Origin of the sequence: Enterococcus haemoperoxidus ATCC BAA-382, assembly GCF_000407165.1 — a bacterium.
In the GTDB taxonomy this organism is placed as follows: domain Bacteria; phylum Bacillota; class Bacilli; order Lactobacillales; family Enterococcaceae; genus Enterococcus_L; species Enterococcus_L haemoperoxidus.
In genome coordinates this window covers 1709150-1721904 of sequence record NZ_KE136479.1, presented here as the reverse complement: position 1 = coordinate 1721904, position 12755 = coordinate 1709150, and the positions used below count along the sequence as shown (strand labels likewise).

Genomic DNA, 12755 nt, shown 5'->3' with positions numbered 1-12755 from the left:
ATTCTAATAATTCTACGGAAATGAGAAGGGAAGTTGCCAGAGTGAGTAATAAAGAAGAGACAAACGAAGAAATTCATGAAGAACACGAAGAACATATGGAAGCAATTGACGATTCTGGTGTTTCTGAAACAGAAGCTGAGATGACAGAATTAGAAAAAGCTCAAGCTGAATTGTCCGAAATGGAAGACAAATTTTTAAGAGCACGTGCTGAAATTGCCAATATGAGCAATCGCTTCAAAAATGAGCGCGAGTTGCTTATACGCTATCGATCACAAGATTTAGGCAAAAAAATATTGCCGTCACTTGATAACCTTGAACGTGCGATGGCAATCGAAGTTGATGATGAACAAGGTACAAGTTTGAAAAAAGGTATTTCAATGGTTCTTGAAAGTTTACAAGCTGCATTAAAAGACGAAGGAATCGAAGAAATCCCAACAATGGGCGAAGTATTTGATCCTAATCTACATCAAGCAGTTCAAACGATTCCAGCAAGTGACGAAACACCTGCAGATACAATCGTTGAAGTCTTACAAAAAGGTTATAAGTTACATGATCGTGTTTTACGAGCAAGCATGGTTATTGTTGCTCAGTAGCAGCATAAAATATGTTTGTATAATATAAATTGAAAAAAATTAAAATAGAAGATAGGAGATCATTAATTATGAGTAAAATTATTGGTATTGACTTAGGAACAACAAACTCAGCAGTTGCAGTATTAGAAGGCGGAGAAGCAAAAATTATTGCAAATCCAGAAGGAAACCGTACAACACCTTCAGTAGTATCATTTAAAAATGGTGAAATTCAAGTTGGTGAAGTGGCAAAACGTCAAGCAGTAACTAATCCACATACAATTGCCTCAATCAAACGTCATATGGGCGAAGCAGGTTATAAAGTAGAAGCAGATGGCAAATCTTATACACCACAAGAAATTTCTGCAATGATCTTACAATATTTAAAAGGCTTCGCAGAAGACTATTTAGGTGAAAAAGTGGATAAAGCAGTTATTACTGTTCCTGCTTACTTCAATGATGCACAACGTCAAGCAACAAAAGACGCTGGTAAAATCGCTGGTTTAGAAGTAGAACGTATTGTTAACGAGCCAACAGCTGCGGCATTAGCTTATGGTTTAGATAAAACAGATAAAGATGAAAAAGTCTTAGTATTTGACCTTGGTGGTGGTACATTTGACGTATCAATCCTTGAATTAGGGGATGGCGTATTCGACGTATTATCAACTGCCGGAGATAACGAACTAGGTGGAGATGACTTTGATAATAAAATCATCGACTACATGGTAGCGGAATTCAAAAAAGAAAATGGTGTTGATTTATCTAAAGATAAAATGGCTGTTCAACGTTTGAAAGACGCTGCTGAAAAAGCCAAAAAAGATTTATCAGGTGTTACTTCAACACAAATCAGCTTACCATTTATCACAGCAGGAGACGCTGGTCCATTACACTTAGAAATGAACTTAACTCGTGCTAAATTTGATGAATTAACAAGTGATTTAGTAGAACGTACAAAAACACCTGTACGTCAAGCTTTGAAAGATGCTGGTTTGAACCCATCTGAAATCGATGAAGTAATCTTGGTTGGTGGATCTACACGTATCCCAGCTGTTGTAGAAGCTGTTCGTAAAGAAACAAACAAAGAACCAAACAAATCAGTTAACCCTGATGAAGTAGTCGCAATGGGTGCTGCAATTCAAGGTGGGGTTATCACAGGTGATGTGAAAGACGTTGTGTTATTAGACGTAACACCATTATCATTAGGTATCGAAACTATGGGTGGCGTATTTACTAAGTTGATCGATCGTAATACTACGATTCCAACAAGTAAATCTCAAACATTCTCAACAGCCGCTGATAATCAACCAGCTGTAGATATTCATGTATTACAAGGTGAACGTCCAATGGCTGCTGATAATAAAACATTAGGTCGTTTCCAATTAACAGATATTCCAGCCGCTCCTCGTGGTGTGCCTCAAATCGAAGTAAGTTTTGATATCGATAAAAATGGTATCGTAAACGTACGTGCCAAAGATTTAGGAACTCAAAAAGAGCAAACTATCACAATCAAATCTTCATCAGGTTTATCAGATGATGAAATCGAACGTATGGTTAAAGATGCCGAATCTAATGCTGAAGCGGATAAAGCACGTAAAGAAGAAGTTGACTTACGTAATGACGTTGATGCATTGTTATTCACTGTTGATAAAACATTGAAAGAATTAGAAGGCAAAGTAGACGCAGACGAAGTGAAAAAAGCTGAAGATGCTCGTGACGAGTTAAAAGCAGCTGTTGAAGCGAATGATATCGAACAAATGAAAGAAAAACGTGATTCATTAAACGAAATCGTTCAAAACTTAACGGTAAAACTTTATGAACAAGCAGCGCAACAACAAGCGCAAGAAAATCCTGAAGCTGCACAAGGTGGAGCAGATGATGTTGTAGATGCTGACTTTGAAGAAGTAGAAGGCGACGATAAATAATCGTTAACAAGCTGGCAAAGACCAAAGTCATCGCTTTGGTCTTTGCCTATCTTTATTTGTAGAGAAAATTAGAGAGCAAATCAGGGGGAAGCTATTTTTCTTTTGTTTGATTTGTGGTATGATTACAACGATGTTTTTATACAAATAAGTTGGCGTCGATCCTATTTTAGAATAAATGGAATAATAGTTGGAGGGGAACTAATGGCTACGAAAAGAGATTATTATGAAGTGCTAGGCCTTGCTAAAGGTGCTTCAGATGACGAAATAAAAAAAGCTTACCGTAAGCTTTCCAAGCAATATCATCCGGATATCAATAAAGAAGCAGATGCTGAAGATAAATTTAAAGAAGTTTCTGAGGCGTATGAAGTATTGAGTGATCCTCAAAAGAAAGCAGCGTATGATCAATATGGTCATGCTGGAACTGATCCAAACTACGGCGGTGCCGGTGGTTTCGGTGGTTTTGGCGGCGGCGGATTTAGTGGAGGTAGCGGCTTTGGTGGATTTGAAGATATTTTCGATTCATTCTTTGGCGGTGGCTCTCGTAGTGTTGATCCGACTGCACCAAGACAGGGATCTGATTTACAGTATACAGTTAACCTGAAATTTGAAGAAGCGATTTTTGGTGTTGAAAAAGAAATTAAGTACAATCGCGAAGATAATTGCGAAACTTGTGGAGGCAATGGCGCAAAACCAGGTACTCATCCAGAGACTTGTCACAAGTGTCACGGTTCTGGTTCAATCAATGTTGAACGTCAAACACCACTTGGTCGTGTGATGAGCCGACAAACATGTGATGTTTGTCATGGTACTGGTAAAGAAATCAAAGATCCATGTCCAACATGTCATGGAACTGGACATGAGAAAAAAGCGCATAAAGTCAAGGTCAATGTTCCAGCTGGAGTAGAAGACGGACAACAAATGCGTTTGGCAAATCAAGGGGAAGCTGGAATGAACGGTGGACCATATGGTGATTTATATGTTGTATTCAGCGTAGAAGACAGCAATATTTTTGACCGTGAAGGATCTGAAATTTACTACGATTTACCATTAAGTTTTGTGCAAGCTGCACTCGGTGACGAAGTCAAAGTACCGACTGTTCACGGCGATGTAAAATTAAAAATACCTGCTGGTACTCAAACGGAAACAAACTTCCGTTTACGCGGTAAGGGTGCACCACGCCTACGCGGCGGCGCAAATGGTGACCAGCATGTAAAAGTTAAGATCATTACACCAAAAAACTTGAATGATGAGCAAAAAGAAGCATTACGTACATTTGCTAAAGCTGGCGGTCAGACCGTAAGTGAACAGCAAGAAGAAGGTTTTTTTGATAAGATGAAAGACGCTTTTGGCGGTAAGAAAAAGAAATAAAGTGAAAAAGCTTTTCAGACTGTACTATATCCGTACAAGCTGAGAAGCTTTTTTATGCTATCTATGGTTATTGATAAAGTTCAAGCAAATTTTCGATACGTCGTTTCAATTCGTTCCTAACATGAGGTGGCGTAAGACATTCACACTGATTACCAAAACCTAAAAGTAAATTATAGCCAAACTCATCTTCCATAAAAGGAAATTCAACAATCAATCTATCAGAATCATTAGAAGGAGAAAAACGTAATTGTCCAAATTTATCAATCAACTGTTCTTTGATCTTGTGCGTTACTTTGAGAGTAGTGATTGTAAAATTTTTACCGTAGAATGGTTCATTTCCCAAAGGTTTTGCTTTAAATTCTCGTGGAATAAAAGTCGAGGATGACAAGTCTAAATCAAGCATTCTAGAAATTTTGAAGGTTCTAAAATCAGCTTTTTCTAAGCAATAGGCTTGTAAATACCAACTGATTTCCTTCAAAACAAGACGATAAGGCTCAACAGTTCGTTTGGTTTTTCTTCCTTGATTATCTTCGTAACCAAACTCAAGTATGCGGTGTTGGTCCATAGCAGATTTGATGAGTTCTAAAAAAGGTTGCAGTGTATGATTACGGGTCCAAGGAGTTAAATCGATTGTAATTTGGTTGGTTTTAAATTCAATTTCTTCTAAAAAATCCTCTGGGGCAAGTGTTTTTATTTTTTGAAATAGTTGATTTGTTTGAATTGGAGAAACGTTTTGGGATAAACTCTCTAACGCAATCAGTAAAGACGTAATATCTGAAGAGGTAAAAAAATTTTTATCTATTTTGTAATTGTCCATAATTTGGATACCGCCATTTACGCCGGGGCAAGAGGTTACTGGTATTCCAGCCTCACTAAGAGAATTAATATCTCTGTAAATAGTTCGGACTGAAACTTCTAACATTTTAGCTAACTGAGGGGCACTGATCTGTTTTTTTTCTAATAAGATCATCGTGATTGCTAGTAGACGTTCTGTTTTCATAGAACTATATCCTTCCTTTGTTTATTTATCGAGAATCGTTTACCTTATTATAACGAAAAATCTGCTCTTAGGTGATGTAATAGATCTTTAAATGTTTGTACACCAGTGAATAATCAAGATTTATTGACTTTCGTTATGTAGATTTATATAATATGAATGTTGCTTTAAGCTAAAAAGGCTATGACGCGAATGAATCAATAGAAAATTAAATGTGTTTAAAATAACAGTGTAGGCTGTTTTTTTATTATCCAAGAGTAACCAACAAGTAAAGAAAGGAAGTCTGATATGAACAAAGCACTTTTTAGACAACCGCATCCTCTGGTCATTTCTAGCTATTATATAGTGATGTTATTGATCGTAATGAGTACGACAAATCCAGTGATTATCAGTATTTTTTTCTTTGGAAGCTTATTTTTTCAGTTGATTTATTTGAAAGGAAAGCAAAAAAAGTCAGTGATTTATCCTTTGATCTTTTTAGCTCTTATAACTATGACGAATCCTTTATTTGTTCATAGAGGAGCAACGATATTATTTTTTTTATTGAATAAACCGATTACTAAAGAAGCATTTATCTATGGTTTTTTTATGGGTATGATGATTGCGACAGTAATCTATTTATTTCAAAATTTCCAGGTGGCAGTAGACTCGGAGCAATTTTTTTATCTTTTCGGGAAACGATTTCCTAAAGCGACATTGATTTTAACGCTAATTTTTCGTTTTATACCGCTACTTAGGCAGTATTATCAAGAGTTAAATCAAGTACAAAAAACGGTTCAAGGAGCACAAAAACAAAGTTTTAAAGAAAGAGCTTCTTACGGGATGGATTTATTTGGGAATTTATTTTCCTGGTCCTTAGAAAATGCAATGGATACGGCAGACTCTATGAAGGCACGTGGGTATGGGATGATGATCAGAAGCAATCGACTGAGCTATCGTTGGAGAAAAATGGATACGTTATTTTTGATCATGATTATTCTATCAAGTGCTTTTTTTATTTTAGGAATGATGGACGGGCATTATCAATTTAATTATTATCCTTATCAAGAAAATGTCTATTTACTAGTACAACAACACTGGTTAAATTACTTGTTTCTTTTTGTTTTAGCATTGTTACCGTTGATTAATCAAGTAGGGGAGACGATCGTATGGACTATCTTGAAATCAAAAATCTGAGTTTTCAATATGCTGGAAGTGATCAACCTATATTGAGAGAATTGACATTATCAATTGATCGAGGTGCTTTTATTTTGGTCTGCGGCGCTTCAGGCAGTGGTAAATCAACGTTATTAAAACTGTTAAAACCACAACTTACACCTGCTGGAAAACAGACGGGCAATATCTATCTAAATAATAATAAAATGACTGATCTTCCAGAACTTTTTACAACCAGTAAAATCGGCTATGTCATGCAGAATCCTGAAAACCAGATTGTGACAGGTGGTGTTTGGCAGGAACTGGCCTTTGGTTTGGAAAATATAGGTATATCTGCTTCTGAAATTAAAAGCCGAATTGCTGAAATGGCTAACTTTCTAGGTATTCAAGCATTACTGGAATCTAAAACAAGCGAATTATCTGGTGGGCAAAAGCAACTGCTTAATCTAGCTTCTGTTTTGGTGATGAAACCGGATGTTTTGCTTTTAGATGAACCGACAACCCAACTTGACCCGATCGCTTCACAAAATTTTGTTGATATACTTGTAAGGCTAAATCGAGAAATGGGCTTAACGATCTTATTAGCTGAACATGGATTGGAATCAGTCTTTTCTCAGGTGGATAAAGTTGTTCTTCTTGATGAAGGTCAACTGATTTTTGCAGATGAGCCAAGACGTATATCCAATGAAATTAAGAGCAATAAACCTGAGCTTAGTCGATTTATCGTTAGTTTGCCTAGTGCTGCACAAATTTATCTGGAGAGTGGGATACAGGATAAATGTCCTGTCGACGTCCTCGAAGGCAAGCGATTTTTAGCTCGCCATTTTCCTGCTATTGTTTCATCACAGGAAGAACTCGCAGAGCTGGTTGCTCAGAACCTAGCAAGTAAAAGTATTCAATTAAATAATTGCTGGTTTCGCTATGAAAAAAATGGACGGGATATTTTAGCAGGTGTCGATTTTGAGGTGTATGAAGGAGAAATTTTTTCTTTGGTTGGAGGGAATGGAACTGGGAAAACCACATTGTTGAAAGTTATTGCCGGAATCTACAAATGTTACCGAGGGAAAATCACTATTTTTAATCAACCAATCAAAAAAAATCAGAAAGCTGTAGCTTATTTACCCCAAGATCCTCAAACACTTTTTATCAAAGATTCAGTGGAAGAGGACTATAAAAATTATTTAGACAACATAAAAATGGATGAACAGGAACAAGTAAAAAAGATAAACACTGTTGCAAATTTGTTCGAATTAAACACAATCCTATCACAACATCCTTTAGATTTAAGCGGTGGAGAATGTCAGCGAGCGGCATTAGGTAAATTACTTTTAACTGACTCAAAAATTTTGTTACTGGATGAACCGACAAAAGGAATTGATAACTACGGGAAAAAGCAACTAATTAAGGTATTAAAAGAGCTAGCAAGACAAGGTAAAACAATTTTAGCCGTAACACATGATTTGGATTTTGCTGCAGAATTATCTGACCGTTGCGGACTATTTTTCCAAAATAATGTATTGACAACGGCAGCACCAAAAGTATTTTTCAGTGATCATACATTTTATACAACTGCGGCTAGTCGAATTTCTCGCGAGACCTTTCGTACTTTAGTTACAACCCAACAAGTGATTGATGCGTGTAGAGCAGTAGAGGGTGTGACAGATGATCAAAAATAACACCAAACGATTTTTTTTCAGAGCGTTGCTTGTACTGCTATTATGTATGATAGGTGTTTCATTATTTCAAGCCAGTCAATATCAAATAATTTCTATGTTATTAGCGATAGGTGCTTGTTTTCCAATTTATTATCGCTATGAAAAAAAACAGTTAAATAGTAAAGAATTAGTTTTGATTGCGTTATTAACAGCGATTGCAGTTTTAGGTAGGTTTTTGTTTTACATGATTCCAGCGATTACACCGATGACGGCGATTATTATTATTTCAGGTATTTGTTTAGGATCTGAGGTAGGATTTTTAGTAGGTTCGTTGTCAGCTATTACATCAAATATGTTATTTGGTCAAGGTCCGTGGACACCATTTCAAATGTTTTCTTGGGGATTAATCGGTTTTCTTGCTGGCTTACCTTTGATACAGAAGATACTTAGAAAAAGCTATTGGTTTTTAGCGCTTTATGGAATTTTAGCAGGACTTTTCTTTTCCTTTTTCATGGACGTATGGACAGTTTTTTCGATCGATCGCTATTTTTCTTGGCAACGATATCTAGCATTACTAGTGACTGCCATACCTTATACAATTTCCTATTGCTTTGCAAATGCTTTCTTTTCGTGTTTGCTTTTTAGGTCAATTCAAAAGAAGCTTCAACGTATTTTAATCAAATATGATATAAAATAATTCAAATAAAGGTGGAATTAAAAATGAAAAAAATTATAAAAGCAACTATGGTCGTTATGGTGCTCTTCTTATTAGGTGCTTGCGGCAAAGCAACAGACAAAAAAGATACAACTAAATCAAGTGAAGATTTGCTTAAAGTCACGATTATTTTGAAGGAAGACGATAAGGAGTTCGACAAAAAAGAAGTAAACGTTAAAAAAGATGAGTCGTTGCAAACAGTCATGGAAACAAACTATAAAATAGAAATGTCGAAAGATTTTGTCAGTGGTATCGACGGTCATCTACAAGATGCAAAAGCAAGTAAATATTGGATGTACGACGTAAATGGCAAACAACCAGATGTTGGAGCTGTGGAATATTTTCTAAAAGATGGAGATACGGTTACTTGGACACTGAATAAATTATAAAATAAAGAAGCTTCTAAAAAGATTTAACAAACCCTGACAATCAGTTGTCAGGGTTTGTTTGTTAGAATGAATTTGTCAGTCAGACAAATGAAAAATAAGGAGCTATTATTTTATGACACTAACAGAAGCATTTAAAAAAATAATGAGTGAACAAACAGAGATCGCTTTAGCAACAAGTGTTGAGAAAATACCGAATGTAAGAATCGTCAACTTTTTTTATGATGAAGACAAAAAATGTCTCTTCTTTTCAACCTTTAAAGGAAATGAAAAAATCACTGAGTTTCAAGCAAATCCCAATGTTGCGTTTACAACAATTCCGACCCTTGATACTAATCATGTTCGTGTACATTATGCAAAAGTGAAAACAAGTGATTTGACCGTTTATGAGGTAGCAGACCAATGGATTCAAAAAATTCCTAGTTATAAAGATAATATCGAACAAGCTGGCTCTATGTTGGCATTATACGAAATTCACTTCACTCAAGCCATCGTGATTCTAGGAATGGACAGTCGGGAAACGATTAACTTATAAGAATGAAAAGGAGGGAATACTATGAAGTATTGGATCGGTGTTGCATCTAAGGATCATGTAGAACTTGGTGTAGCAGGTGGTTTTTGCCAATTATGTCACGGAAAGTCAGCTCCTCTGAATAGAATGAAGGCAGGTGATTGGCTGATTTATTATGCACCTAAGCAAAGTTTGAAAACCAAAGAGCCTTGCCAAGAGTTCATTGCGTTGGGACAAATTTTACCAGGAGAAGCCTATCCATTTGAAATGGCTCCAGGCTTTATTCCAATTAGAAAAGACATTACCTTTTTGGAAAATATTCAATCCGTTCCACTACAAGCTGTTGCAGACTTTCCATTGTGGCAGGAGTATCGATCACGCTTGAGATTTGGTCATTTTCAAATTCCAGAGGAGTTGTTCAACTTCATCGCTTCTGGAATGAAAAAAGGATAAATAAAAAATCAGGACAGAGAAAATAGTCTCGTCCTGATTTTGCTTTACAATATTAAATAATTATTCGTAACGTAATGCTTCGATTGGATCAAGTTTCGCAGCTTTTCTTGCTGGATAAACACCAAAGAAAATCCCAATAGCACTTGAAAATAAAAGTACAGCTACAATTGAGCTTAACGTAAACTGTGCTGTGATATCCAAAGCACTAGCAACAGTAACTGCCAAGATTGCACCTAATGTTAATCCAATCAGTCCACCAATCAAGCACAGAATAACCGATTCTGTCAGAAACTGAAATAAGATATTACTATCTGTTGCGCCTAATGCTTTTCTTGTTCCAATTTCTCTAGTTCGTTCCGTTACCGAAACAAGCATGATATTCATCACACCAATACCTCCAACAAGCAGAGCAATTGCCGCAACAGCTACAATAAAGTTGATAAATAAACCTAAAACATTATTCACTTGATCAAGTGCTTGCAAGAAGTTCGTTGCAGTATAGACTTTTTCACCGACTGTATTGTGACGAACAGAGAGGATATTTACGATTTGTTTCGAAACTGCATCGATATCATCTTTGGATTTGACAATTACAGTTAAACTAGTGATTTTAGTGGCATCAGGATTTAAATTATCCGCTGTAGTTAGTGGAATGGAGACATAACCCATCATTTCCTCTTCGTCAAAAGAGCCAACCATTTTTTCTACGGTACTTTTGGTTACGCCGATGATTCGGGCACTGATTTGTCCTTTTTGTCCGCGTAAGTTAATTTTTTCACCCACAACGTTTTCTCGTCCGTTGAAAAAATAGCGAGCGGTGTCAGCGCTAATTACAGCTACTTTGCTGCCTTCAGAGTATTCGGTTGTATTGAAATAACGACCATAGACGATGTCTTTATCCATTGTTTGATTGGTATATTGTAAATCAGGCGTTCCTGCCATGATCAATGTTGCTTTTGATTTTTCATTTGCAGCTCCGACTGCTTGAATTGAAACAACAGGAGAGAGATGGTCGATTTGCGGGATGCCATCTTTTAATGCTTTGATGTCTTTACTGGTGATTTTTTGACTATCGGTTGCGTCTCGACTAGTAGAAACAGAAATCGTAGAAGCACCCAAATCGCTGAATGTGCCTGTGATTTGACTAGTCGCACCATTACCCACAGCTAATATAGCGATCACAGCTGCAATTCCGATAATAATTCCCAGCATAGTCAAAAACGAACGCATTTTATTCGCTAGAATACTATCGATCGCCATTTTGAAACTTTCAATAATTCCCATGAAAATGGCTCCTTTCTATAGTGTTTTTCGATCTAATACTGGTTGATCATCAATGATTTCACCATCTCTAAATGACACGATTCGCTTCGTGTATTGCGCTACATCCGGTTCATGTGTAACCATGACAACAGTTGTACCAGTATCATTTAAATCTTGGAAAATCTTCATGATTTCCAGTGTTGTTTTTGAATCTAAATTACCTGTCGGTTCATCAGCCATTAAAACGGCTGGATCATTTACGATAGCTCGAGCGATGGCTACACGTTGTTTTTGTCCGCCAGAAATAGCATTTGGTCTATGAGCTATACGATCTGCCAAACCCACTTTTCTCAAAGCTTCTAATGCGCGCTCTTTGCGCTCTTTTGCCGAAATACCAGAATAAACCATCGGTAGGGCAACATTGTCTAGTAGGGACATCCGCGGCATCAAATTAAAGGATTGAAAAACAAAACCAATTTCTTTATTTCTAACGTGAGCACTTTCGTTACTCGTCAAATTGGTAACGTCTTGTCCATTCAAGTGATAGGTTCCTTCGTCAAAACGATCTAATAAACCAAGAATATTCATCATGGTTGATTTACCAGAACCGCTAGGGCCCATAATAGAAGTGAATTCTCCTTCTGCAATATGCAGGGAAACGTGTTTTAAAGCTTCTAGTTCTTCTCCGCCGGTACGGTAGATTTTTACTACATCTTTTAAATCGATCAATCATTTCACCTTCTATTCTTTGGTTACTTCAGTATTGTTTTTGATATCAGAACTTGGAGAAAGAATCACCTTTTCTCCTTCTTTTAGTCCGCTTTTGACTTCGATCAATTTATCTGATTGAATGCCGATTTCAATTTTTGTTTCTTTGGCACGGCCATTTTTAACCTCGAATACAATCGGTTCATTTTTATCATTATAGGTTAAAGCTTCGATCGGTAAGGCTAGGACATTTTCAACGGTATTTGTTGTGATATCGACATCTACATCAAAACCTGCGAACAGTTTTTCTGGTGCTTGATCAAAGGTTACAACGGCACCTAAACTTGCACTTGTTCCTGTTGCTGATTGAGTACTTTGAGCAGCAGGATCTTTTTCAGCGACTTTTCCTGAAAACGTTTCATTACCGCTTGTGATTTCCGCTTTTTGATCAACAGCTACAGCAGAAGCCTCTGAGTTAGATAATGCTAGTTGAACTTTTAAGGTAGAAAGATCATCTAGCTGAATCGATGGTTTTCCTTGCTGAGCATTTGTATCGGCTTGTTTGGATTTAATGTTGACCTGAGTGACCGTGCCATTGAATCCGGCAGTTAATTGTAAGCCGTTATCATATGTTGCTAAAACTTTGTCTTTTTCTACTTTATCACCGGTCTTGACAAACACATCGACAACATTGCCGGTTCCCATAAGTGTTTGTGTTTGATTGGGAATTAACGTACCGGTTGTAGAAAGTTTTTCAACGATCGTTTCGTTTTTTACTTCACCAGTTCGAACAGTAATAGCTTTTGATTTTCCTGAATTTCCTTGAACGATCAAGAAAATAGCAATCATAACAACTAAAACTGCAAGAATACCGAAAATTGTTTTTTTCTTCATAAATTTCAGCTCTTTTCTACTAATTTTATGACATGGTGTCATTCATATAAGTTTACTCTCTTTTTCATGAAAAGTCTAAGATTAATTTTCAATTTTTAAAATATTCTTAAATAAACGACTATCCCTATATGTTTTCAATTGATAATCTGAAGTACATGT

General features: G+C 36.5%; 13 protein-coding genes. 9 read left to right on the top strand and 4 right to left on the bottom strand.

Annotated features, from left to right (window positions below; translation table 11 throughout):
* The first annotated feature begins 20 nt into the window (after positions 1-20).
* The 3 genes from grpE (at position 21) to dnaJ (ending at position 3859) form a co-directional block, all read left to right on the top strand.
* Complete coding sequence (grpE, locus tag I583_RS07960; protein ID WP_051094815.1) at positions 21-593, top strand: nucleotide exchange factor GrpE; 573 nt, start codon at positions 21-23, stop codon at positions 591-593.
* Between the two features lie 68 nt (positions 594-661).
* Positions 662-2491 carry a molecular chaperone DnaK gene (gene dnaK / locus I583_RS07955; protein ID WP_010761009.1) on the top strand — a complete coding sequence of 610 codons (1830 nt, stop codon included), beginning with the start codon at positions 662-664 and terminating at the stop codon, positions 2489-2491.
* 201 nt (positions 2492-2692) lie between these two features.
* Positions 2693-3859 (top strand): molecular chaperone DnaJ, encoded by a 1167-nt coding sequence (dnaJ, locus tag I583_RS07950; protein ID WP_010761010.1) that lies wholly within the window; start codon positions 2693-2695, stop codon positions 3857-3859.
* A gap of 67 nt (positions 3860-3926) precedes the next feature.
* On the opposite strand, the gene I583_RS07945 is transcribed toward dnaJ, so the two are convergent.
* Positions 3927-4859, bottom strand: a complete 933-nt coding sequence (locus I583_RS07945; RefSeq protein ID WP_010761011.1) for a helix-turn-helix transcriptional regulator — start codon at positions 4857-4859, stop codon at positions 3927-3929.
* A 285-nt stretch (positions 4860-5144) separates the two neighbouring features.
* On the opposite strand from I583_RS07945, the gene I583_RS07940 reads away from it, so the two are divergent.
* The 6 genes from I583_RS07940 (at position 5145) to I583_RS07915 (ending at position 9731) form a co-directional block, all read left to right on the top strand.
* Positions 5145-6032: an energy-coupling factor transporter transmembrane component T gene (locus I583_RS07940; RefSeq protein ID WP_010761012.1), complete on the top strand. Its 888-nt coding sequence runs from the start codon at positions 5145-5147 to the stop codon at positions 6030-6032.
* Positions 6005-7687 (top strand): ABC transporter ATP-binding protein, encoded by a 1683-nt coding sequence (locus I583_RS07935; protein ID WP_010761013.1) that lies wholly within the window; start codon positions 6005-6007, stop codon positions 7685-7687. Before I583_RS07940 ends, I583_RS07935 begins: the two co-directional genes overlap by 28 nt.
* Positions 7674-8363 carry an ECF transporter S component gene (locus I583_RS07930; RefSeq protein ID WP_010761014.1) on the top strand — a complete coding sequence of 230 codons (690 nt, stop codon included), beginning with the start codon at positions 7674-7676 and terminating at the stop codon, positions 8361-8363. Before I583_RS07935 ends, I583_RS07930 begins: the two co-directional genes overlap by 14 nt.
* A 23-nt stretch (positions 8364-8386) precedes the next feature.
* Positions 8387-8770, top strand: a complete 384-nt coding sequence (locus I583_RS07925; RefSeq protein WP_010761015.1) for a DUF4430 domain-containing protein — start codon at positions 8387-8389, stop codon at positions 8768-8770.
* Positions 8771-8882: 112 nt separating this feature from the next.
* Positions 8883-9302 (top strand): pyridoxamine 5'-phosphate oxidase family protein, encoded by a 420-nt coding sequence (locus I583_RS07920; RefSeq protein ID WP_010761016.1) that lies wholly within the window; start codon positions 8883-8885, stop codon positions 9300-9302.
* Between the two features lie 21 nt (positions 9303-9323).
* Complete coding sequence (locus I583_RS07915; RefSeq protein WP_010761017.1) at positions 9324-9731, top strand: EVE domain-containing protein; 408 nt, start codon at positions 9324-9326, stop codon at positions 9729-9731.
* A 60-nt stretch (positions 9732-9791) separates the two neighbouring features.
* Here I583_RS07915 and I583_RS07910 read toward each other — a convergent pair whose 3' ends face one another.
* From I583_RS07910 to I583_RS07900, 3 genes are read right to left on the bottom strand one after another with little or no spacing between them, the layout of a single operon-like run.
* A complete protein-coding gene (locus tag I583_RS07910) occupies positions 9792-11015 on the bottom strand; it encodes an ABC transporter permease (RefSeq protein ID WP_010761018.1) in 1224 nt (407 codons plus the stop codon).
* Between the two features lie 15 nt (positions 11016-11030).
* Positions 11031-11723 (bottom strand): ABC transporter ATP-binding protein, encoded by a 693-nt coding sequence (locus I583_RS07905; protein ID WP_010761019.1) that lies wholly within the window; start codon positions 11721-11723, stop codon positions 11031-11033.
* 12 nt (positions 11724-11735) lie between these two features.
* Positions 11736-12596 carry an efflux RND transporter periplasmic adaptor subunit gene (locus I583_RS07900; RefSeq protein ID WP_010761020.1) on the bottom strand — a complete coding sequence of 287 codons (861 nt, stop codon included), beginning with the start codon at positions 12594-12596 and terminating at the stop codon, positions 11736-11738.
* Between the last annotated feature and the right edge of the window lie 159 nt (positions 12597-12755).